A 22,687-nucleotide genomic window follows, 5' to 3' on the forward strand; every position below is an offset into this window, starting at 1 on the left:
AATTCTTAAATTACAGAGTTGATATATTTTTTAGAAAAATTTTAGTTCTTATGTAATATAAAGCAATTAAATTAAAGTATTTATAATTTTTTAGCTTATTATTTATGAAATCCATAATGGTAATATCCTATAATAATTTGGCTTTTTTTAATAAAATTGAGCCTAAAACGTTTTAATTTGTGATTTATATTTAAATTTTTAATTTATTAATAAATATAATTAAGCATTTTGATTATTTACTCCTGTTTTTGCCTTCCTAAAAATACACATTTTAAATTTATTAATTTACTAATCAGCAACATAGCTTAAATGACAAAAAAAATAGAAAATTGGGTTTTGTGAAACAACTTCTTTTTCTACCTTTGTGGCCGGGCAAGTCTTTTACGACCAGCTCCCTTTGAACTCCCCCAGGATGGGAACATAGCAAGGGTAGAAGGTTGTAGCGGTGCGATAGAAGGTGCTTGCCCTTTTTTTTTACCCCCTAACCCCCTGAAGGGGGGATATTAAATTCTTCAGGGGTTCTAGCAACAGAACCTAATAATCATTTTAAGAATTTATAAGCATGAAATTTTTTATTGACACAGCAAATCTTGATCAAATCAAAGAGGCGCAAGATCTTGGCATTTTAGATGGTGTAACCACCAACCCTAGCTTAATGGCTAAAGAAGGTATTACCGGCGATGAAAATGTAATTAACCACTATAAAGCAATCTGCGATATCGTTGATGATAACGTAAGTGCAGAAGTAATTTCGACCACTTTCGACGAGATTGTTAAGGAAGGTGAAGCTTTAGCTGCTTTAAACCCTAAAATTGTGGTTAAAGTTCCGATGATTAAAGATGGTGTTAAAGCCATTAAATATTTTTCATCAAAAGGAATCAAAACCAACTGTACTTTAATTTTCTCTGCCGGTCAGGCTTTATTGGCTGCAAAAGCCGGAGCTACTTATGTTTCTCCGTTTTTAGGTCGTTTGGATGATATTTCGAGCGATGGTTTGGTATTGATCGAAGATATCAGAACTATTTTTGATAACTACGGTTACGAAACACAGATTTTAGCTGCTTCAATCCGCGGACCGTTGCACATTGTAAACTGTGCTAAATTGGGTGCTGATGTAATCACTGCTCCTTTGGCTGCAATTGTTGGTTTATTGAAACACCCTTTAACCGATAGCGGTTTGGCTACTTTCTTAGCAGATCATGCTAAGGCAGCGGGTAAGTAATATTTAAAGTCGAGAGTCTTTAGTCCTAAGTCTTGAGTCGGGTTTCCCGTTTAAGACTTAGGATTTTTTGTTTTACGGAAGATGGAGCATAATGGAAATGGATGATGGGCAAGTCGCAGGCTACATCTGTCGTTTTCCCTTTTACATTTTCCATTTTTTTTGGAGAGCAGTTACAGTGCTTATCGGTTACAACAGTCCTGCTTTACATTATATTCCGGTGGTTGTTCAGTGCAAACCAATAGTTAGTGATACCGGAATGCCATTTCAATCAGGTCTAGGTGGCCAGGACATCTTACGAAATCTTAATGGGCAAGTGCATGGAAGGATTTCGTAAGTATTAGGTGAGGAAAAGCCGTAATAGATTTCAGAAGCTTCTGACTTACCAAGTTATTTACTCTCTCCTTCCCTTTCTAAACTTCGTAAGTCATCGCGTTATTTTGTGTTAACGATGGAAACGGCATCCTTTTTGGCTGTCATCCTGTCCAAAGGACTCCTGTGGAGAGCGTAGTCGAAGGACAGCCAAAAAGATATAGTGTACAGCGTGTTAAAACGCCCGGATTATTAAAATAGAAAATATAAGACGCATAAGGGACGAATTGCAGGTTACATCATCCATCTTCCATTTTACGTTTTCCGGACATTAAGAAGTTAAGACCATTAAGGTTTGTTGGCTGCTATGCCTACTCCAAACTCCAAACTAAACTAAAGATTCTCTTTTCAAAACCTCTTTCACTTTCTCATAACTGATCTGCTCATCAGGTTCGATCAGGATTCCCTTTACACCTGCCCCGTTTGCGGCTTCAACATCACGTGGTTTATCGCCGATCATTACAGATTGTGCGGGATCTATGTCGTACATGTCGATGGCATCAAGAATCATTCCGGAGGCTGGTTTTCTGCATTTGCATTCTCCGCCAACGGTTGGGTGGTGCGGACAGTAGTAAAAACCGGCAATATCTGCTCCTTTGGCAACAAAAGCATTCCTTAACATCTGGTGCATAATGGCCAGTTCCTGTTCGGTATAACGTTTCAAGGCAATGCCGCCCTGGTTGGTAATTACGATTAGCAGATAGCCTTCGTCGAAGAACTTTTTGAGTACAGGGATCTGGTAATCTAATATTTTAAAATCTTCTACCCGGCAGATGTAATCGTAAATTTCGTGGTTAAGTACTCCGTCGCGATCGAGAAAAATAGCTTTGTTCATTATTGAGATATGAGTATTATGATTTGAGATATGAGATTCAGACCTCATTTATAATTTCGCCAAAATAACTGAAAATTAAGCACAAAAGAAAGCCCAATCTAATTATAGACCGGGCTTAATCATAAAATTTATTTGGTTTTGGTTATTTTAACTTTAGTCCGGCTTTATGGCCTTTTATAGCAAAGAACAAAATATAAAGGTAACAAGGCAATACGGTTAACAGGTAGGCCAATTGGAAGTGAACGTGTAATTTTTCATTCAAAAATGCATACAGTAAAGGCATAATCGCGCCGCCAGCAATACCCATTACCATAATGGCTGAACCAATTTTGGTAAATTTCCCTAAATGACTAATCCCCAGCGGAAAAATTGCCGGCCACATTAACGAATTTGCCAAACCCAATAAGGCCACAAAAATAACCGCGAACCAACTCGAAATGGCGAAAGATAAAACCGTAAATATGATCCCTAAAATTGCACAAATTCTAAGGGCTTTTTGTTGAGATATATACTTTGGAATGGTAACGATACCAATAATATAACCGATTAACATACTAAAAAGGGTAATCGAGGTTAATTTTCCGCTAATCTCTGTGCTAATGCCTAACTCGCGACCATAAATCCCTATAATATCGCCCGCCATTACCTCTGCGCCTACATAAACGAAAATACAAAGTGCGCCCAAGAATAAATGTGGAAACTGGAAAATGCTTTTGTGTTTTACCACTTCCCCTTTGGTTTCGTCTATTACATCTTCTTCTACTTCAACTTCCGGAAGGTTAGTGAACTTGATGAAAAAAGCAAAGAGGCTAAAAACGATTGCCAGAACAATGTATGGCATATTTACACGTCCTAAAACGTCGTTTAAAAGTTGTTCGTGCACCGCTCCTGTAGCTGCTTTAATTTGTTTTTCCACTTCAGAAGCATTTTTAAGGAACAAACTGCCCATGATTAATGGAACAATCATTCCGGCAAATTTATTACAGATCCCGGCAATACTGATCCTTTTTGCCGCACTTTCTATGGGGCCAATAATGGTTAAATAAGGATTAGAGGCGGTTTGAAGCAAGGCCAGTGCAGCGCCCTGAACAAAAATACCGGTCAGAAATAAGCCGAAAGTACGTGTTGATGCTGCAGGTATAAATATTAAAGAACCTAAACCCAGAATTACTAAGCCTAAAACGATACCATTTTTGAAGCCTACTTTTTTAAGGATCCAGGATGATGGTAAGGCTAAAAAGAAATAAGCCATATACGAGGCAAAGGTTACAAAGAACGCCTGTAAATTTGATAAGCCGAAAGATAATTTAAAAAATGGGATTAATGTTCCGTTTGCCCAGGTTACAAAGCCAAAAATAAAAAATAAAGCACAGATGATAATTAATGGCTTCGGCCCCTGCGTTTGGCCCGGTTTGGTGGTTTGTTGCATAAAGTTTGGTTCGGTTTAAATTGATACGGCCAAACTAAACAATAAAATCTAATTATGTATTGTGCAAACGTTTGCGTGATTTTAAATTTATTGTTAATTGGAACTTACGCACCTGAAACCCGTGTGTTCCAGGCCGGTATCAGTAGAGGTTTTCATTCTTGAGGTTACGCGGTATCCTTTGCAATAAGAAGCATTGCACATAAACGAACCTCCCCTAACCACTCTTTTAGGTACCGTTGGCTCCATTGGGTCATAACTGTCTGATGGTCCCTGAGGATTATTGCTTATGCCCTGAAGCGTAGCATAATAATCGGGCCTGTACCAATCGCTGCACCACTCCCATACATTGCCGGCCATATCATACAATCCGTATCCGTTGGCTTTAAACTGTTTCACGGCCGCTAATCCGTTGTGGCCATCCCAACCGGTATTTTTGATAGGAAAACCGCCCTGCCAGGTGTTGGCTTTAGCCTTGCCTTTTTCGATATCCTCGTTTCCCCATGGGTATTTCTGGTCTTTTAATGCACCTCTGGCAGCATATTCCCACTCAGCTTCGGTAGGTAAACGTTTGCCCGACCATTTGCAATAAGCCATGGCATCATCCCATGAAATATGCACAACCGGATAGTTCTCTTTTCCTTTGATATCGCTTTTAGGGCCATGCGGATGTTTCCAATCGGCACCTTTAACCCAGCGCCACCATTGTGATGCATCGTTTAAAGAAGTGATGCTTTTGGGTTGATAAAAAACCAGAGATGAGGCCACAAAAACGCTATCGGGTGGTTTCGGTGTACCTGCCGGAAGTTGTTTCTTCATTTCTTCCCAGTCGGGTTTGCGCTCGGCAGTGGTTTTATAACCTGTGGCATCCACAAATCTTTTAAAATCGGCATTGGTTACTTCGGTTACATCGATCCAAAATGAAGCCAGTTTAACCTTGTGCTGAGGATATTCATCATCCCTGCCCTCTTTATCGGAAGCCCCCATTGCAAATTGGCCTGCAGGTATTAAAACCATACCCTCGTGACTCACTTTGTTCGAAGCAAAACTGGAAGAATCTTTTACGGCACCAAAACGACTGGGCATATTCTTTTCGCAGGAAGCCAGTGAATCCTGCCGGTGTTTAGCCTTTTCTTCTTCTTTAACACGATCGGATTTGCATGAATATGTAAAGAGAAGCGGCAAAAAAAACAGGAAGGAAAGAAATTTATACATGGCAGCGATTAAATATGGAGCGATAAAAATATCAAATCTATTTAAAAAACAGAAGGTAAATAATTAATTCGCCTATAAATCAATACAGTAAGGGATTTGGTGATTTTTTATTTGCATGAAATACATCATAACCCTATATTTGCACCACTTTAAAGGAAACGCACAACGTTTTTAAACAAAGTAGATTCCGTAGCTCAGCTGGTAGAGCATTACACTTTTAATGTAGTGGTCCTGGGTTCGAATCCCAGCGGGATCACAAGAAGGGAAAGACTAGAGAAATCGAGTTCTTTCCCATTTTTGTTTTTAGCCTTTACTACTGCACCTCAAACTGTAAGCCGCTCAAATACCTATACAAACCCTGCTCACTCCTCATCAGTTCCTGATGAGTACCCGATTCAATAACCTGTCCCTTTTCCATTACCAGGATTCTGTCTGCTTCACGAATGGTTGATAAACGGTGGGCGATGATGATAGAGGTGCGGCCGCTCATTAATTCTTCAAGGGCCTCCTGTACCAAACGTTCCGATTCAGAATCAAGTGAAGATGTGGCTTCGTCTAAAATTAAAATAGACGGGTTTTTTAACAGTGCGCGGGCAATGGCAATGCGCTGACGCTGTCCGCCTGATAGTTTTACCCCACGTTCTCCAACTACGGTTTCGTAACTTTCAGGAAATGCACTGATAAAATCATGAGCATTTGCCCGTTTAGCGGCCTCTATAATTTCTGCTTTGGTGGCTGTTAACTTGCCATAAGCAATGTTTTCCAATATCGTTCCGCCAAATAACATCACATCCTGCGGCACAATCGCGATCTGGTTCCTTATATCCGTAAGCGAATAGGCCGAGGCTGGTTTGCCATCGAACAATATTTCACCGCTCTGCGGATGGTAAAATTGCAGGATCAATCCTGCAGTGGTCGATTTACCTGAACCACTTGGACCCACTATCGCTATTTTTTGTCCGGCTTTAGCCTCAAAAGATACCTGGTTTAACACTTCAACTTCCGGCCTTGAAGGATAGGCAAAATTAATGTGGTTGAAAGCGAGATTACCTGTTATTTTTTGTTTTACCGCATTATCCTTTTCTGTTATAGATACCGGCTCTCCCTGTTCTCCCAATATCTCCAGTACCCTTTCGCTGGCCCCAACAGCCTTTTGCAGGTTGGCAAAAAGTTCGGGAAAACTTCCCAGCGAACTGCCGAGGAACATCGCGTATAATGAGAACTTTAGAAGTTCGCCAAAGGTTATTTCGTGCTGACTGACCAGTACACAACCATAACCAATCACTCCCAGCACGCTTCCAAAAACGCAGAGTACAATAAAAGAAACAAACATGCCCCTGTATTTCGCGCCTTTGATGGCAATATCAGCTACTTCGCGGATGGTGTTTTTGTAACGTGTGGCTTCAAATGCTTCGTTTACAAAAGCTTTTACATTCGAAATGCCAGATAAGGTTTCTTCAACAATACTGTTTGATTCGGCCATTTTATCCTGCGCCTGGCGCGAAATCTTTTTAATAAACTTGCCAAAAAGTACCGCAAACACAATCATCACCGGTAAAACCAACAGCAGGGCAAAAACCAGTTTTTTCGAGATGATGGCCATAAAAACAATCCCGCCTACAAATAACACAAGCTGCCGCAACATTTCTGCAATGGTTGTGGTTAAGGTATCCTGAACCTGAGAAAGGTCGGCAGAGATTCTGCTGTTCAGCTCGCCTACCCTGCGGTTGGAGAAGAAATTCATGGGCAGGGTGATCAGTTTGAAGTAAGTATCGCGTCTGATGTCGGCCAGGGAGCGTTCTGCTACATTGACAAACCATAAGATTCTAAAATAAGACACCACCGCCTGCAATGCTAATACTGCGAAAGCTAACATTAAAATACCCTGTATGGTGCCCGGCAGGTAACTATTGGTGTGTTTACCCTGTGCAGTATCAATTAAAGCACCGATAAAAGATGGAAAGGCCAGTCCAACCAAACTCGATAAAAAGAGAAAAAACAATGCGGCAACGAATTTGCCGCGATAGGGTTTTAAATAAGTAAGCAGGCGGGCAACATTGCCCAAACTTTCTCTGGTTATTTTTGCTTTTGCTAATTCCACGCCCGGAGCATTTCCACTGTTTAACTGTTTTCTAGCCATTATTTTATGTTGATCTTTGAGATATATTTCCTTCTTTGATGCCAATTGTAACATTAAAAAGGATTGTGATAGTGAAGACGGATCAGCATCAAAAATACTTTAAATATCTTCAGAAATTTATGCAGGTTAAACTCGTTGTTTATTTAACTTTCCTAAAATATCCTAAGCTGACTTTTTCTGGCACAAACAGCCCTGTAAAATGTCACCCCTGCACCTGATGTATTTCTGATTTAAACGATAATTTTGAGATCATCTTTAATAAAAAACATCGATATGAATGCAAAAACAAAAATCTGGGCAAATTACAGCGTAAAAGATGCTCAGCGCAGCAATCAGTTTTATACCGCTTTGGGTTTCAGCCCTTATGGACCAAACAATGCACCTCAATTGGCCAGTTTTCTTTTTGGTGCAAATCATTTTGTGATCCATTTTTTTCAACAGGGCTCCACAATAGATGAATTTTTAGCACCGGAACCTATATCAAACAACGAAATTGTCTTCACCCTATCAGCAGAAACTGAAGCAGAAGTAAATGAATTTGCCGATAAGGTTAAAAATGCAGGGGGTACCATCGTGAAGGAAGTACAAAGAGATGAAGCCAATTATTATGGCTTTACTTTTACAGATCCCGACGGGCATAAATTCAATGTAATTTTAATGGATAATATGTGATATGTGGTAAGGATATAGAGACATTTCGTTTAAATTCCGGGTATTTCATTCTGCTTGTAATTTTCTAATTCCCCTGATTATCAAATCACTATTTGTCTTCTTTTTTAATTGGAAAAAATATTTAATAAGTGCTCAATCATTATTCTATATTTGCGCCCAAAATAAAATAAATATGAAATCAAAATTAACCCTCTTAATTCTTCTTGTTGCAGCTTTTATGTCCTGCAAAAAAACTACTAATGTTGATGTGACCGTTTCAACCAGCGGAAAACTTACCTATAGGTTAACTGATGGTGCCGGAAAAGGATTGCCAAATGTAAAAGTATCTTTATTTGACCGTACGGATGCCTATTATTCAAATTACAACGTCCTTTTAGAAACACGTTTAACAGATCCAAATGGTTTGGCCGACTTTGGAGACCTTAATCCAAATAATTATATGCTCGTTGCTGATTCTGCAAAGGTAAATAATGTAGCATATATGGTTCAGGAATATGTTCAGGTGCTTACGGGTGCTGTTAAAGCTAAAGAAACCAAAGTAACAGATTATTCAGGAACATTTGCGCTTAGCGTTAGATCCTACAATAATAATCAGGCTTTAAAAAACATAGGTGTGATTGTAATTCCGTCAAATAAATTCAATTATGCATCAACTACTGCTGCCAATTTAAAAGTTGCCGATTTTTCGGGCGTTACCAACGATGCCGGTTTAATTACTTTCAAAATCCCTTCAAATAAGCAGTATTCAATTTACCTTTATAACACGGTTAACAATGCTTCTTACAACTATAATAGTAGCGTATCGGTACAAAAAGATGCCACGGTTAACTATTCAATGACTATATATCAACCATAGTTTGATCGAAACCGAGCTTATTTTATAGAATATGAAATGTAAAATTATGGCCCTGTTGGGGCTGTTTATTTTAGCACTCTCCTGCAAGAAGATTACCAACGTTAAATTAGTTGATGGTGTAAATTCTGGCAAATTGAGTTATAAACTCGTAGATGATGCAGGGAAAGGTTTAGCCGGGATTAAAGTTTCGTTATACGATGCGCAAATCAGTTTAAATACAAGCTATCCAACTCCAAATGCATTAATTAGTACCATAAGTACAGATCAGGATGGCGTAGCTAATTTCTCTGAGCTGTTACCCAAAAATTACCTTGTAACTGCAGATACTGCAATTGTTAATCAGTTGAGGTACCGTATTAATGAATTTGTTCAGGTTGTTGCCAATACGGATAAAAAGAAGAGCACTAAAGTTTCTGACTTTTCAGGCGTTTTAAACCTTACGCTGATATCCACCAGCGATTACAGAACTCCCTTAAGAAACGTGGGTGTGGTTGCTTATCCGGTTAACGACATTAAACTCAACTCTGGTAATGTTGCAGAAATAATCAGTTCTTCAGCCCTTAAAGGCGTAACGGACGCTAACGGATTTGTATCATTCAGGTTGCCTTCGAATATTAATTTCGATTTTATTGTGTATAACCTAACAAATCGCAATCTTGGTTATGGATATGGTAGTTACAGCGTTGCAAAAGACATTAAAAGCAACACCACACTCTATTCGTATCCGTTTTAAGGTAATATTATTCCGGTTATAAATTATTAACAAGGCAAACCAGGGGCTGTCCGAAAATGATCGGACAGCCCCTTTTTATTTCATCCCTGAAACATATCAGTTTTAACTACCCCCGAAACTTCTCAACAGCCTCTGGCGTAACCGGAGTAAAAAGGTTGACCAGATTGCCGTCAGGATCTCTTAACAATAAAGATTGATTGCCCCAGGGCATGAGGGTGGGTTCTTGCAAAATATAGCTTTTCAGGGAAACGGCTAACTTTTCAAAAAGTAGCTGCACATCATCAACCCTGAATTCGATAATTACGGTGCGGTTCTGTGCAGGTTGGGCAACGCTGTCGCCGCCAAAAAACTGTAAAGTCCGGGTGCTGCCAATGGCCAAAGTAGCGGTTTTGGTTTTCAGTTCTGCAAAATCGGGTGTGAACCTGGTGGCTGTAAGGCCAGTTACCTGTTCGTAAAAACTAATGAGTACCTCTACCTGAGCGGTAATGATGCGGGTTGATATTAAATTCATTGCTAATTAATTTTAATTGTGCAACGAAGGTATTGGGTGCTTATGACAACTGTTTGTCAGGGGCCGTAAAGTTTTTTTCTTTTTCCTGTAAATATTCCTGCAGACTGAGCTGATGCGGGGCAAACTTAAAATCGGTTGGGTAAACTGCTTCTATCCTATCTAAACGAAACATTCTAAAATCATTTCTCAGCCTGCAAAAGGCAATCAGCGTCCAGTGTTGCTGCATGCTGTAATAAAAAGCGAAAGGCTCAATCAGCCTTTCCGAACTGTCGTTTTTACCTTCTGCCCTGTAACTCATACGTAACACGGTAAAACTGGTGAGTGCATTCTGGATTGCGGTTAAGGAACTGCTGGTAGGCTGCTCAAGGCTTGCCGGACTCACGGCGACGCGTTTAGAGAGCAGTTCAACTTTATCTTTTACAGTGTAGTTCAATACGGCTTTTACTTTGTCTACCGCTGTTTTATAGGTGTCAATCAGTGAGCTGTCTTTATTCAGGTTAATTAATTGCTGAGCCGTGATTAAGGCATTGGCTTCCTGTTCGGTAAACATTACCGGAGGGATTTTATAACCTTCGGCCAGTGCGTAACCTTTGCCTTCTATACTGGCGATGGGCACACCGGTTTGTTCCAATACCCTGATGTCGCGGTAAATGGTGCGCACACTTACAGCAAACTTTTCTGCCAGATCGTTTGCATTTACCAGTCTTTTGGTTTGCAATTGCAATAAAATAGCGCTTAGTCGGCTAAGCCTTTTCATATCGGTGTGGATGCTCATGGGGTTAGGAATGCGTGGTTAAATATACGAAAGGGATGGGTTTTGTTAGCCACAGATGCACGGATTAACACGGAGATTTTATATAGGCTACCGCATTTAACTATAGTGCATTTTGAAAAGGCATGGTTATCGCATTATTTTTTGGAAACGAATGTCATTGTTTCATGGGGGGTAGCAGCCCTGCTATCGCTGTTAGTCCTCCCCCGATGAAGAATCGGCGTCCGGGCTAACCTGCTCTATCAGGTTTATTTACAACGGTCGCTTTTAAGGACACAAACAATAGTTCTTAGCCCGATTGGATGGATGCCCCCGATTTTTCATCGGGGCAGGAAGGAAAGCGGGACTACCGGCACCGACCAGCACCGCAACTGCGCTCCAAAATGATCAGCTTATTTTAAATTTTTAGCCACAGAGCACAGGTTAACTAATTCAGTCTTCGATGAGTATATTTCAGTCTTCGGTGAGTATATTTCATTGCATTTTGATATGATTTGATTCATGCAAGACACTAATTCAGTCTTCGATGAGTATATTTCACTGTATTTTGATATGATTTGAGTCTTGCGAGACACAAATTTAGTCTTCGATGAGTATATTTCAGTCTTCGGTGAGTATATTTCAGTCTTCGATGAGTATATTTAACTGTATTTTGATATGATTTGAGTCTTGCGAGACACTAACTTAGTCTTCGACGCGTCTATTTCAGTATATTTTAATATTATTTTAGTGTCAAAAAATATTGTCCGTGTTTTCTGTGCTTCCGTGGCAAAAAAATAGGCTTTAGCGAGGCGCAAAAATGAGTAGAGTTTCTTTTCTGAAAAGGAAAGTTGGCAGTACTTCGGAAACGATAATCCCGTTATCCGCTGTAACTCCGATGAAAAACCGGAGGCTGCCGCTACTACCGGGTTTATAAATAAGGGCTTGTAGTATTAAAATCAAGCTTTATAAAAAAGGCCTGCAATGATAATTTTGCAGACCTTTAACATTTGAGGCATTATAATATTTTAATGGAAAATGGCTAAATCATTAAAAAATATCTTTGTAAAATCAGTGGTTACACCATCGCCGCCATATTTAATTCTTTTAACCAAAGCGCCTGTTGATGCATTATAGATTAGCAAATAGTTAACGGTAGATGCAGCGCCATAACCCTGAATTCCATTAACCACGATGTAATCTTTGTTTTTATCGTAACGGATGGCGCCATAAACCATAAAGGGATCTTCGGTAATGGTAATAAAAGGTTGGGCTAATGAAGTGGCATCACCATCTACATATTTATAAATGGCTTTTCCTGAATGATAGAAAACGGCATTTTCTTTGGTTGATGCGGTGAGCCTTGTCGGCGCTTCAAGTGCGAATGTACCCACTGCAACCTTTAGTGCTACACCAGCAGTATCCAGGTTGTTATCAATGGCAATTAACCTGCTGCCTGTTGATCCCCAGATTTTCCCATTTGGTGTTTGCGCAAACCCACGGTTAATGTTAGAGAAACTTTTTACCAGCGAATAGTTATTGGCAGATACAATTTTGGCTCCGTTGCTCTGTAATAAGTACACATAATCACCTTTTTTCCACATGTCGCCCGTATTTACCGTACCAATTGAAGTCAGTTTATTTTGCACAGCCAGTGTGTTCAGGTCGATCTGATAAACGCCGTCGTTTGCGCTCACCAATCCCCTGTTTCCATCAACCTGTATAATGCTTCTCCAGTTGCTGGCTTCCTGCACATATCTGGCTTCCTCTTTTAAGGTATATTCGTGTATTTTTACGATGGGTCCGTTTACTTTGCTCATCAGGTAGATGCTACCATTAATAATGGAGGCAAACTGTAAGGTGCTTGTTTTCGCCGCATTTGATAATATTTTACCCGGGTTTTCTTTTTCATAAACCCTGATATTAAGGGTATCGTCGCCATAATGGTAAAAGCTCACACTACCTGAATTCTGCCCAATGGAGCCCTCTGCTATTACAAAAAAGCCATTTTTATATTTACCTTCAACAGGATCTACCTGCAGATTCTCTACATTGTCTTTTTTACAAGAGTATAATCCTGTTGTAAGAAATAGTGCGCCTGCTAAAAATTGGTTTAAGTTAAATTGTTTCATATTGTGTATTTATTTTTTTAAAAGTTTAAGGTCAACCGCTCCACCAAATTCGGTTGAGATTTCGCCCAGGTAGCGCGAACGATCGTTGTCATTATCCGGACTAAAAGGATTCCCATTGCTGTTTTGCCCGGTGTACACCTTTACAAAATCAATTGAAGTCAGATTTACCTTTTTCCCTGCGGCATCAACTGCCCAATCGATATCGAAGGTGTTATATCCCCTTCCCAACGATTCCTGCAAAGCAATGTACTCATTTGAGCCATTATCCGAATAACCAAAGGCGAAAGGTTTGTTGGTAATGATCTCACCTGGGGTAAGGGTGTTTTTAAGCAATGTTCCGGTGAAAGAAATTTCACTGGCGGTTGACCATAAAGGGAAATAATCCTGTGTATGGAACTGATTCCTCAATACCAGTCCTTCTTTACCTTGATTATCTGTCCAGCGGATATCGTCGGTTATTTTTGCTGGTTTATAATAGGTAATTTTATAGTTTTTGATGGTGGTTGAGGCATTGTATTCACTTCCGGCCAGTTCATACCAAACATCATCAGGCAGACCGTTTTTGTTTACATCCTGCATTACTGAGACGATTCCGGGTTCAGAAAATTCCATATCTGCGCCGATTAACGGATTACCGTAAATACCCAAATCGGCTCCTGCTGCGTTGGTTACGCTATGATCAAATCCAAATACGATAAATCCACCAAAAGCGCCAAGTGAAACGAGGCCGTTACCCGCGCTGCCGATTAATACATCGGTTTTAACAAGGTCGTTGGTAAATTGACCTGGCGCCTGTTTAAATTCATATATTTTATTTAAATATGGCGATTGGTTAGTAACAGGCTTTTCCCCTTCGCCCTCTTTTTCAACTGCATTTTCTTTTTTACAAGAAAAAAGCACGGCTGATAAAAGCGTTAAGGTGATGATAAATTTTGTTTTCATAATAAGATTATTGAATTATAAAAGAGCGTGAATCCAGTGTAATTTCTTTTAAGAAAACTATTTGATACCTAAATCCATTGCGCCTTTAACTTCGGTTGATATTTCTCCTAAAAGCGTATTCCCTTTTTCCCGCTGACCAGTATAAACTTTTACGAAATCGATGGTATTTAAAGCGATTTTCTTTCCGGTTTTATCAACGGCCCAGTCTAAATCAAAACTATTGTATCTTTTAGTGGCATAATCATCATCAATAGACCAGCTATCGGTATAACCTAATGAGAAAGCGTTGTTAATGAAAATGCTGCCGTTTTTACCCCAGGTAGATGGAAGCAGGGTGCCTTTTAACGTTAATTTTTCCTGGTCTGGTGCAAATTCAGGATAGAAATTATGCTTGTGGAAATTGTTTACATCATAGGTGCCGCTGTTGCCCTGGTTATCCATCCAGCTTACATTAGCGAAACCTTTTGGATTGGTGTAAGTGATTTCGTAGTTTTTTATGGTTAAAGGATTGTTGTATTCGCTGCCCGCCAATTCATACCATTCGTCGTCAGGTTTTCCGTTACCGTTCACATCCTGACTTACCATCACAATGCCCGGCTCGGCCCATGGGGTTGTTCCACCAATCGGGTTGCCGTAAATGGCTAAATCAGCACCGGTATTATTTACCACAGAGTGGTCGAATCCGAAAATAATGTACCCACCAAAGCCACCTAAACTAACAAGGCCGGTTTGAGATACATCGCCAATAATTTTTTGTGCACCTGCAAGGCTTCCTAAACTTTCATTAATAAACTGGCCCGGTGCTGGTAAATATTCAAATACCGTAGTAATAAATTTGGTACTATTTGGCGTAATGGCCACTACCGGAACAGGAACGGTTACAGTGTACTTATGAGAGAATGCCCCCACATTGTTACTTGCAGTATATTCTATTACATAAGTGCCAGCCTGCGTGGGTATAAAATCAAAATTATACGCGGTGCTTACTACTTTACCATCCAGTTTCCATTGGTGATTAAAGCCTTTTCCATTATTTGTTCCGGCAGAGAATGCAACTTTAGTATTCACTTTAGCCGTCATGGTTTCTCCTTTAACAGAGAGATTTACATCAGGAGCTGCTTCATTGTCTTTTTTGCAACTAAACATCAGTGTTGCAAGGCAGAGCGTTAAGATCAGGTAACTTTTTTTCATTTGTTTATTATTATATATGGTTGTTGTTTATTCGTATTTATAAGTGTAGTTGAATACGGCATGCTGTGGCAACACACCGGTTGCAAAACTGAATTTCACTTTACCATCTGTCCCTATACAATAGGCTGTGCCTGCGGTACCGTTATAGCTGTTAGCATCGGCAACCATTACATCTTTACCAAATGGATTTATTGTTAAGCCATAAATAATGTTTATCGAGTGCCCATCGGTAATTAAACTTGAACCAAGTGCTCCACTAACTGTATTTAAAGCTTTGATATCGGGATTGCTGTAAATATCTTTAGATATATACGCCGAAGAGCCGTTAATGGCAATGGCGCCCAGATCGTAACTGTAAGAGGCGGTTTTGGTATCGGTAGCACTGCTGATCCTATCTAACGAAGGGTCGTTATTAATGATGTAATCATTCCAGCACACTACGAATAAATCGCCGTTATCAGCCGCTTGTATCCTAACCGGATTATTGTTTACGGTAATATCTTTTGTTTTGGTAAAGGTGGCCAGGTCGATTACTGATACTTTGTTTTTTGCACCGTTCTGGTAATACGGATGTGATGAATTGCACACATAAAGCTTTCCATTGGATACAGCAAGTTGCTCTAAACCTTCTGATAACATAATTTCTCCATCAATAGCCATTGATGCGGTATCAATCCGGCTTACTCTTCCATCGTACCGTGATACATAAGCTTTATCTTTATAAAAAGCAACAAACCTTGGGATATACCCATCGGTGGCCGAATTGAATGAAATCCTTTTTAACGATTTACAGGTTTTGATGTCGATAATATCCAGAAAAGATTGTTTGCTGCCCTGAATACCTGCTACTACACAGTACATTTTGCTGCCATACTGCTGCAAATCGTTTGCAGTTTCTCCGAGTGCTACATTGTTTACCTGTTTGTAATAATCGGCAACAGTTGTTTTTGTAGCAACATCGTAATACGATATAGAGCTGTTGCCATTGCCCATTAAACCTTCGCAAAGCATGTAAATACCTTTGGTATCTGATATTACCTGTGTTTTTTCGGCTATTTCAATGCTTTCTTTTTTGCAGGATGAAACAAAAACCACCATGGCGGCAGCCAAAAATAAAATGTTGTTTTTGTAGAGATTTCTCATATTATTAGATTTTAGTTTGTAAATGCAATGTGTGCAGGAATATCGCCTGTAGTAACCGACCATTTCAGGCGCCCTTCCGGACTGTAACAGTGTAATTTGCCGGGCGTAACGTAATCTTTGGCATCGGTTACATATACATCTTTACTGTTGGGGTTAACTGCAATGCCATATGGGATTTTAATATTCTTTTCGGTACCATCCATAATAAATTTGCGGTCCGTCAATGTTTCATCTTTTACATTAATCATCGAATAAGTAATGGTATTTTTCTGTTCGATATAATTCCATTCGGTGGCGTAGATGTAAGCATAATCATCATCTATGGCCAAATTGCTTGCAGCAATGTTAAATACCTTTTTAATCTGGTCGGTTTGGGTATCAATTACAAAAAGTCTTGAAGGGATGGTGTAATAATCACCACGCGAAGTAACATACAAATCGCCATAGCGATCGGCTTTAATCCGGTGAAGGTTAATGGCAACTTCAATCCGTTTAATTTCTTTAAAACCTGACAGATCGATCACGGAAACGGTATGCTCATAATCAGGCGGACTATAACCACCAGAATTGGCCACATATAATTTGCTGCCAATAATGGCCATTTCTTCCGGCTGCCTGCCCACCTCAACAGTACGGTTTACCTTTAAAGCCGTTGTGTCTATTTCGGCTACAATACCATTTGGCGCTTTAGGATCGCCAACTTTGCCTAAATAAGCACTTACATAAGCTTTTCCGTTACCAAAAGTTACATAACGGCAATTGGTGATGTTGATCTGACCGATTTTTTTACCGGTCTTCACATCTAAAACTTCTACTTTATTGGAAACGTTAACCACCACGTAAAGCTTGCTGCCATAACGGCCAATATCATTGCCCACATCGCCTAAACCTTTGGTAACTTCAGGATTTACCTGGTTGTACAGGTTGCGGGTGTAAATGCCATTTACCAGATCAAGGTAACCCAATGAGGCTTTATTCATGTTCATATTGCCTTCGTTAACCAGGTAGAAACCTTTAATGGCTGATGTTGGCTCTGGCTCAACCCTGGTAATTTCAGATGGCAAAGGCTTCGGGTCTTTCCTGCAGGAAGTGGTAGTTGCCGCTAGAAAAGCCAAAATGCATATCGAAAATTTTAGCTGCCTCATAACTTATAATTTAAGGTTAACCTGTAGTTTCTGCCGGGCATAGGGAAATTCGGAATGATATCAAATTGTTGATTAAGCAAGTTATTTACTTCGCCATTAATGCTTAAGCTTCCCTTTTTCAGTTTAAATTCATAACCAATTGCAGCATCATGGGTGTACCATGGTTCCATATAGTTTTCTATAATATTTGCTTTTTGGTTATAACGAAACCCGGTGTAAATGAAACTATAGTTTGCCCGCCAGTGGTGATAATCAAGCCTCGTTAAAAAAGAACCACTGTTTTGGGGTATGTAAGGGATCTGGTCTTGATATTGATCTTCAGATTTTGAAGTAATATCTACCGCTCTTTGATAGGTATAATTAATGGCAAGATTTACCATCAGATCGGTAAAAGGCTCAAATGCAGTTTTTGCGTTAATTTCTAAACCACGGATATCCACCAGACCAATGTTGTACATAATCCAGCGGTATAAGTTTGCACCTGGTTGTGCTACGATTTTGTCTTTTACGCGGTTATAATAAACATCAGATTGAATATCGATAAACTTAAATTTCTGGTTTTTAAAGTTTTTGAAATAGGTTACGCCAACATCATACTGTTTTGCGTATTCAGGCCTTAATAAAGTATTGCCGATGAAAGTATAGTAAAGGTCGTTAAACGTTGGCATCCGGAAAATGTCTTTGTAAAAAGCGCGGATTCTGATGTCCTTATCCTTGAGCAGTTTCCATGAAAGCATTACCGTTGGACTAAAAACCTGTTTATCACCTGCTGAAGAATAAACTTTTACCTGGTCGGTTACAGTAGTGCTTAATACACTCGCCCTTACATTAAGCTGATTTAATGTTAACGACGAACTTAAAACATTTAAAAAGGTATTTCTGGTGGGATAAGCAAACCTGTAAATATTGGCATCCAATGTCTGATAAGTATAATCGGATGCATAAGCAGTTTCCCATATCGAATTGATTTTATATTTGCCGGAAATGGAAAAGTAAGCTTCCTGTTCTTTAAAACGGTTATCTAAAAGGCCCGTAGTGGTTACAAAATCAGGATCCAAATAACGCTGATAAGCATAACTATATTTTCCATTAACAAGAATGCTTAGTTTAGCCGAAAGTTGCTTTTCTACACCTCCCTGAACAAAAAAATCACGGTCCCAGATTCTTTGTGTAAAATCGAACCTGTTGGATACAATTGCACCCGGCAGGCCTCTTTCTGATAAGAAAGAATAAGCCTGTGCCTGCCATTTTCCATCTTTAAATTTACCAAAAAGTGCTGCCTGCAAGCGAAAGCGTTCTACATCGGCATTATTTCTTACCGCAATGGTATCGTACACGCCATTAGTCGATCTGAATTTGTATTTTCCATCTGCGTGTATATATTCGGTATTGATACTGGCGTTTAAGCGATCATTAACCTTATACTGATAAACCAAGGTTGGATTAATGAGACCAAAAGATCCGCCTTTTAAGCCCAATTCTAATTGCTGATGCTGATTTTTTTCAAATTCAGGCACCCTGGTTTTTAAGTAGATGCTGCTGGCAGAGGCGTAAGCCCTGGCGGGCAGAAGTAATTCTGGCTTTTGGCCACTGTATAAGGAGATTTCTTCAAGGTTGTTTAATGAGAATTTTCCCAAATCTACCTGGCCATTTTGTGCATTTCCAACCTGAATCCCATCCAAAAAAACAGCGGTATGGTTGGTACCTAAACTGCGTACATTAACGGTTTTTAGTCCCCCAATGCCACCATAATCTTTTAACTGCAAGCCAGAAAAATAACGGAGGGCATCGGCAACCGAAAGACTGTTCATCCTTTTAAGGTCTTCACCTGATAATATCTGAAGCGGTGTAGGCGATTTACTCTGCTCAGTTAACCGATATTCCCTGATCCGGATTTCCTTAAGCTGCGTACTTTTCTTCGTGCTGTCTGTTTGCGCCCAGGTATTTAAGGGCAATAAAAACCCTGTCCACAGAATAGAAGAAAATATAAAAAACCGCATTGTGCCCGCATAGGCAGAATGTTTTTGTGTCATTTTGATTGTGAGTTTAACCCACAGCCAACAGATGGAAAAGAAATGAAATACGATTACGTAAGTACATCACCCCTTAGCTTCAATCCCCGAAAGCTATGAAATATAATGCTAAGGCAGGTCTTCTGACTTACTCCCGGGTTTCCGGCCTTCCCATCCCGACGAATCGGAACAGTGGCAAATTGATTGGAAATCCGTTAAGGAGCTTACAGCTGCGGGACAGTTACAGATTTACACTGTATTCCCTTTTAATTCCGGGTGTAAAGCCGGAAACCAAAAGCGCTGCAAAGGTAATAAAATTAAGCAACATGTAAAATGGATGATGGAAAACAGTCTTTCTAACAGAAAAAGCTAAATTAGGAATCAAATTTTCAACCATGAAAAGGATTTTAACCGTTATATTATCGTTCATTAGCCTGTCTGTTATGGCACAAACTGATACTGTCTTCTTAAAGAAATTACTGGAGAGCAAGCCCGAACTTTTTTCGGCCATACTCAACCATCCCGATCATAACCAGGTACAAATCCTTTATACTCAGGTAAACCGCGATGCAAAGAATAAACCGGCATTTAAAACCTTCAGTTATAATTTAGATCCGCACCATTATTTTTACCCTGCAAGTACGGTTAAACTTGCCGCCGTAATTTTTGCATTGGAAAAGGTAAATCGTTTAAAAAGTATAGGACTAACTACCAAAAGCATCATGATTACCGATAGTGCCTATAAAGGCCAGACTAAAGTTTTAAAAGATACCAGCGCAAAAAGCAGCCTCCCTTCTATTGAGCATTATATCAAAAAAATCCTGCTCACCAGCGATAATGATGCCTTTAACCGTTTATTCGAATTTATCGGTCGTGCCGAAATTAACGAAAAGCTAAAAGCAAACGGATTGAATGACAGCCGGATTTTAAACCGTTTGGCCATTGGCAATGCCGGCGAATCAACCAGACATACCAATCCCGTTAAATTTTATAACGGCGATAAATTGGTGTATGATCAAGCGGCTCAGTATGACCCAAAGGAATATGAGCTGCAGTTAACCAATCTGGTGATGGGCAAAGGTTATCTGGACAGCACCGATAAACTTGTAAACAAACCTTTCAGTTTGGCCGGAAAAAATGCTTTTGCCATTAACGATCAGCAAAAACTGATGCAGAAACTGATTTTTCCGGAAGCTTTCCCGGTTAAAGAAAGATTTAACCTGACTCCGGAAGATTATAAGTTAATTTACACCTACATGAGCAAGTATCCAACGGAAAGTGATTTTCCTAAATACGATCCGAAAGCGTTTTGGGCTACTTATGCAAAAATGCTTTATTATGGTCGTGAGCAGGAAACGCCAGATCCAGACATCAGGATTTTTAATAAATATGGCGATAGTTATGGTTACATCATCGATAATTCATATTTCGTTGATTTTAAAAATGGAATTGAATATTTCCTCACAGCAGTGGTACAAAGCAATGAAGACGGTATTTTCAATGATAATAAATACGAATATGATACGGTTTGTTTCCCTTTTATGAAAAATCTGGGCAGAACGATTTATGATCTGGAATTAAAAAGAAACAAAAAGTACAAACCAGATCTGAGTAAATTCAAAATGGATTATAATCATTAAAACCTTTCTCCTACTTAATGGTTTATAGCCTATAAATTGTATAAAAAACTATACATTAATTAAAAAATAATATATTCGCATCTGAAATAAAAGAATACATCTCTAATGGCTAAACTATTAATAATTGACGATGAGCGTGCGATAAGGAGTACCTTACGCGAAATTCTGGAATACGAAAATTACGATGTTGAAGATACTGATAATGGTATCGATGGCCTCGAAATGATCAAAAAAGGAAATTTCGACCTGGTACTTTGCGATATCAAGATGAATAAAATGGACGGGATGGAAGTGCTGGAACAGGCACAAATTATCAAACCCGATCTGCCTTTTATTATGATATCTGGTCATGGAACAGTTGAAACCGCCATCGAGGCCAGTAAAAAAGGAGCTTTCGACTTTATTTCGAAACCACCTGATTTAAACCGTTTACTCATCACCGTACGCAACGGTTTAGACCGTGGAAATTTAGTTACCGAAACCAAGGTTTTAAAACGTAAGGCCAGTAAAACCCGCGAAATTTTAGGCGAATCGGAAAGTATTTCTAAAATTAAAGAAACCATAGAACGTGTTGCCCCTACTGAAGCCCGCGTTTTAATTACCGGTGCAAATGGTAGTGGTAAGGAACTGGTAGCCCGCTGGTTACACGAAAAATCCAACCGCGCCGATAGTCCGCTAATTGAGGTAAACTGTGCTGCAATTCCTTCTGAATTAATTGAAAGTGAACTGTTTGGTCACGAAAAAGGTTCATTTACCTCTGCTGTTAAACAGCGTATTGGTAAGTTTGAACTTGCAAATGGTGGCACCTTATTTCTGGATGAAATTGGTGATATGAGCTTATCCGCCCAGGCAAAAGTTCTACGGGCGTTGCAAGAACATAAAATCTCGCGTGTGGGTGGCGAAAAAGAAATTGAAGTAAATGTGCGTGTTTTAGCAGCAACCAATAAAGATTTATTAAAAGAAATTGAAGACGGTAATTTTCGTATGGACTTGTACCACCGATTAAACGTAATCAATATCCACGTGCCGCATTTAACAGAACGTACCGACGATATTCCGGTAATTGCACAGAACTTTTTAGAAAGCATTTGCAGTGATTATGGCATGCCGGTAAAGAAAATAAATGATGGTGGTATGGCGGCATTGCAGGCTTTACCATGGACAGGTAATGTGCGTGAGCTTCACAATATGATTGAGCGTTTAATTATTTTAAGTGATAAGGTAATTACCGAAAATGATGTGCGAGCATTTGCCAACCCGGGTGGTGGAACAAACATCGGTGCTGCCACAAGTGCACAGATTGCGGGCGCCGGAGGTTCAGCCTTAACTTCATCATTTGATTCATTTAACAATTTCCAGGATTATAAAGACCATGCTGAACGTGAGTTTATCAAATTCAAACTGGAAAAAAATAACTGGAATGTATCAAAAACCGCAGACGAGATTGATATTCAAAGAAGTCACTTATATAGTAAAATTGAGAAATTTGGCTTGAAAAGAGCTGAATAGTTCAATAAATAAAAAAGTTGGAATGTTTGAAGGTTATCTTGGAACATTCCAACTTTTCAACTTTAAAACTTACAACTTACAACTTTAAAACATTAAACATCAAAACAACACGCAAATCGTCCTTTAGATTTGTTTTGATATTTAATTTTAGGATAACAAATATCTAATTTGCTTAATTATTAATCAGATTACCTAAAGCGGTAGCGGCACATTAAAAAGTCGTCAAGGTTTTTATGCCTAAGA

General features: G+C 39.4%; 18 protein-coding genes, 1 tRNA gene, 1 other RNA gene and 1 riboswitch. Of the genes, 8 read left to right on the forward strand and 12 right to left on the reverse strand.

The window, feature by feature from the left end; genetic code table 11:
• The first annotated feature begins 370 nt into the window (after positions 1 to 370).
• An RNA gene (ffs, locus tag ABD769_RS14100) (signal recognition particle sRNA small type) lies at positions 371 to 470 on the forward strand.
• A gap of 92 nt (positions 471 to 562) precedes the next feature.
• Positions 563 to 1,222: a fructose-6-phosphate aldolase gene (gene fsa / locus ABD769_RS14105; RefSeq protein ID WP_086546195.1), complete on the forward strand. Its 660-nt coding sequence runs from the start codon at positions 563 to 565 to the stop codon at positions 1,220 to 1,222.
• Between the two features lie 697 nt (positions 1,223 to 1,919).
• On the opposite strand, the gene ABD769_RS14110 is transcribed toward fsa, so the two are convergent.
• The 3 genes from ABD769_RS14110 to ABD769_RS14120 all read right to left on the reverse strand — a co-directional run bounded on the left by ABD769_RS14110 (position 1,920) and on the right by ABD769_RS14120 (position 5,067).
• Complete coding sequence (locus ABD769_RS14110) at positions 1,920 to 2,426, reverse strand: D-glycero-alpha-D-manno-heptose-1,7-bisphosphate 7-phosphatase (RefSeq protein ID WP_138821120.1); 507 nt, start codon at positions 2,424 to 2,426, stop codon at positions 1,920 to 1,922.
• 142 nt (positions 2,427 to 2,568) lie between these two features.
• Entirely contained in the window at positions 2,569 to 3,855 is a 1,287-nt protein-coding gene (locus ABD769_RS14115) for a sugar MFS transporter (protein ID WP_344852060.1), read from the reverse strand.
• A 93-nt stretch (positions 3,856 to 3,948) separates the two neighbouring features.
• Positions 3,949 to 5,067, reverse strand: a complete 1,119-nt coding sequence (locus ABD769_RS14120; RefSeq protein WP_344852061.1) for a formylglycine-generating enzyme family protein — start codon at positions 5,065 to 5,067, stop codon at positions 3,949 to 3,951.
• Between the two features lie 183 nt (positions 5,068 to 5,250).
• Between ABD769_RS14120 and ABD769_RS14125 the strand changes: the two genes are divergently transcribed.
• Positions 5,251 to 5,323: transfer RNA gene (locus tag ABD769_RS14125), tRNA-Lys, on the forward strand.
• Between the two features lie 57 nt (positions 5,324 to 5,380).
• Here ABD769_RS14125 and ABD769_RS14130 read toward each other — a convergent pair.
• Positions 5,381 to 7,207, reverse strand: coding sequence for an ABC transporter ATP-binding protein (locus ABD769_RS14130; RefSeq protein WP_344852062.1), 1,827 nt, complete (start codon positions 7,205 to 7,207; stop codon positions 5,381 to 5,383).
• Positions 7,208 to 7,480: 273 nt separating this feature from the next.
• Between ABD769_RS14130 and ABD769_RS14135 the strand changes: the two genes are divergently transcribed.
• The 3 genes from ABD769_RS14135 to ABD769_RS14145 all read left to right on the forward strand — a co-directional run bounded on the left by ABD769_RS14135 (position 7,481) and on the right by ABD769_RS14145 (position 9,468).
• Positions 7,481 to 7,879: a VOC family protein gene (locus tag ABD769_RS14135; RefSeq protein WP_344852063.1), complete on the forward strand. Its 399-nt coding sequence runs from the start codon at positions 7,481 to 7,483 to the stop codon at positions 7,877 to 7,879.
• A gap of 172 nt (positions 7,880 to 8,051) precedes the next feature.
• On the forward strand, positions 8,052 to 8,735 hold the full coding sequence (locus tag ABD769_RS14140; protein ID WP_344852064.1) for a hypothetical protein: 684 nt from the start codon (positions 8,052 to 8,054) through the stop codon (positions 8,733 to 8,735).
• A 31-nt stretch (positions 8,736 to 8,766) separates the two neighbouring features.
• A complete protein-coding gene (locus ABD769_RS14145; RefSeq protein ID WP_344852065.1) occupies positions 8,767 to 9,468 on the forward strand; it encodes a hypothetical protein in 702 nt (233 codons plus the stop codon).
• A gap of 106 nt (positions 9,469 to 9,574) precedes the next feature.
• Here the strand turns inward: ABD769_RS14145 and ABD769_RS14150 are convergent, their stop codons facing one another.
• The 8 genes from ABD769_RS14150 to ABD769_RS14185 form a co-directional block, all read right to left on the reverse strand.
• On the reverse strand, positions 9,575 to 9,979 hold the full coding sequence (locus ABD769_RS14150) for a VOC family protein (RefSeq protein WP_344852066.1): 405 nt from the start codon (positions 9,977 to 9,979) through the stop codon (positions 9,575 to 9,577).
• Positions 9,980 to 10,019: 40 nt separating this feature from the next.
• Positions 10,020 to 10,754: a helix-turn-helix transcriptional regulator gene (locus ABD769_RS14155; protein ID WP_344852067.1), complete on the reverse strand. Its 735-nt coding sequence runs from the start codon at positions 10,752 to 10,754 to the stop codon at positions 10,020 to 10,022.
• A gap of 1,004 nt (positions 10,755 to 11,758) precedes the next feature.
• On the reverse strand, positions 11,759 to 12,862 hold the full coding sequence (locus tag ABD769_RS14160) for a DUF5074 domain-containing protein (RefSeq protein ID WP_344852068.1): 1,104 nt from the start codon (positions 12,860 to 12,862) through the stop codon (positions 11,759 to 11,761).
• 9 nt (positions 12,863 to 12,871) lie between these two features.
• Entirely contained in the window at positions 12,872 to 13,804 is a 933-nt protein-coding gene (locus ABD769_RS14165; RefSeq protein ID WP_344852069.1) for a PKD domain-containing protein, read from the reverse strand.
• A 57-nt stretch (positions 13,805 to 13,861) separates the two neighbouring features.
• Positions 13,862 to 14,995 carry a PKD domain-containing protein gene (locus ABD769_RS14170; protein WP_344852070.1) on the reverse strand — a complete coding sequence of 378 codons (1,134 nt, stop codon included), beginning with the start codon at positions 14,993 to 14,995 and terminating at the stop codon, positions 13,862 to 13,864.
• A gap of 27 nt (positions 14,996 to 15,022) precedes the next feature.
• Complete coding sequence (locus ABD769_RS14175; protein ID WP_344852071.1) at positions 15,023 to 16,138, reverse strand: YncE family protein; 1,116 nt, start codon at positions 16,136 to 16,138, stop codon at positions 15,023 to 15,025.
• A gap of 11 nt (positions 16,139 to 16,149) precedes the next feature.
• Entirely contained in the window at positions 16,150 to 17,283 is a 1,134-nt protein-coding gene (locus tag ABD769_RS14180) for a YncE family protein (protein ID WP_344852072.1), read from the reverse strand.
• Positions 17,280 to 19,316, reverse strand: coding sequence for a TonB-dependent receptor plug domain-containing protein (locus ABD769_RS14185; RefSeq protein WP_344852073.1), 2,037 nt, complete (start codon positions 19,314 to 19,316; stop codon positions 17,280 to 17,282). The genes ABD769_RS14180 and ABD769_RS14185 overlap by 4 nt, the downstream gene beginning before the upstream one ends.
• A gap of 95 nt (positions 19,317 to 19,411) precedes the next feature.
• A riboswitch (cobalamin riboswitch) is annotated at positions 19,412 to 19,607 on the reverse strand.
• Positions 19,608 to 19,690: 83 nt separating this feature from the next.
• Between ABD769_RS14185 and ABD769_RS14190 the strand changes: the two genes are divergently transcribed.
• Together ABD769_RS14190 and ABD769_RS14195 are read left to right on the forward strand one after the other, a co-directional pair.
• On the forward strand, positions 19,691 to 20,935 hold the full coding sequence (locus ABD769_RS14190; protein WP_344852074.1) for a serine hydrolase: 1,245 nt from the start codon (positions 19,691 to 19,693) through the stop codon (positions 20,933 to 20,935).
• A 105-nt stretch (positions 20,936 to 21,040) separates the two neighbouring features.
• The gene (locus tag ABD769_RS14195; RefSeq protein ID WP_025146223.1) at positions 21,041 to 22,444 is read left to right on the forward strand and encodes a sigma-54-dependent transcriptional regulator; all 1,404 of its coding nucleotides are present in this window, start codon (positions 21,041 to 21,043) and stop codon (positions 22,442 to 22,444) included.
• Positions 22,445 to 22,687: the final 243 nt, after the last annotated feature.

It is taken from the genome of Pedobacter jeongneungensis (assembly GCF_039538295.1).
Lineage (GTDB): Bacteria > Bacteroidota > Bacteroidia > Sphingobacteriales > Sphingobacteriaceae > Pedobacter > Pedobacter jeongneungensis.

Coding starts and splice junctions, on each gene's coding strand:
- ABD769_RS14150 (WP_344852066.1), bottom strand. CDS start 9,979: ATGAATTTAATATCAACCCGCATCATTACCGCTCAGGTAGAGGTACTC.
- ABD769_RS14140 (WP_344852064.1), top strand. CDS start 8,052: ATGAAATCAAAATTAACCCTCTTAATTCTTCTTGTTGCAGCTTTTATG.
- ABD769_RS14115 (WP_344852060.1), bottom strand. CDS start 3,855: ATGCAACAAACCACCAAACCGGGCCAAACGCAGGGGCCGAAGCCATTA.
- fsa (WP_086546195.1), top strand. CDS start 563: ATGAAATTTTTTATTGACACAGCAAATCTTGATCAAATCAAAGAGGCG.
- ABD769_RS14135 (WP_344852063.1), top strand. CDS start 7,481: ATGAATGCAAAAACAAAAATCTGGGCAAATTACAGCGTAAAAGATGCT.
- ABD769_RS14195 (WP_025146223.1), top strand. CDS start 21,041: ATGGCTAAACTATTAATAATTGACGATGAGCGTGCGATAAGGAGTACC.
- ABD769_RS14120 (WP_344852061.1), bottom strand. CDS start 5,067: ATGTATAAATTTCTTTCCTTCCTGTTTTTTTTGCCGCTTCTCTTTACA.
- ABD769_RS14185 (WP_344852073.1), bottom strand. CDS start 19,316: ATGACACAAAAACATTCTGCCTATGCGGGCACAATGCGGTTTTTTATA.
- ABD769_RS14110 (WP_138821120.1), bottom strand. CDS start 2,426: ATGAACAAAGCTATTTTTCTCGATCGCGACGGAGTACTTAACCACGAA.
- ABD769_RS14145 (WP_344852065.1), top strand. CDS start 8,767: ATGAAATGTAAAATTATGGCCCTGTTGGGGCTGTTTATTTTAGCACTC.
- ABD769_RS14175 (WP_344852071.1), bottom strand. CDS start 16,138: ATGAGAAATCTCTACAAAAACAACATTTTATTTTTGGCTGCCGCCATG.
- ABD769_RS14155 (WP_344852067.1), bottom strand. CDS start 10,754: ATGAGCATCCACACCGATATGAAAAGGCTTAGCCGACTAAGCGCTATT.
- ABD769_RS14165 (WP_344852069.1), bottom strand. CDS start 13,804: ATGAAAACAAAATTTATCATCACCTTAACGCTTTTATCAGCCGTGCTT.
- ABD769_RS14160 (WP_344852068.1), bottom strand. CDS start 12,862: ATGAAACAATTTAACTTAAACCAATTTTTAGCAGGCGCACTATTTCTT.
- ABD769_RS14180 (WP_344852072.1), bottom strand. CDS start 17,283: ATGAGGCAGCTAAAATTTTCGATATGCATTTTGGCTTTTCTAGCGGCA.
- ABD769_RS14190 (WP_344852074.1), top strand. CDS start 19,691: ATGAAAAGGATTTTAACCGTTATATTATCGTTCATTAGCCTGTCTGTT.
- ABD769_RS14170 (WP_344852070.1), bottom strand. CDS start 14,995: ATGAAAAAAAGTTACCTGATCTTAACGCTCTGCCTTGCAACACTGATG.
- ABD769_RS14130 (WP_344852062.1), bottom strand. CDS start 7,207: ATGGCTAGAAAACAGTTAAACAGTGGAAATGCTCCGGGCGTGGAATTA.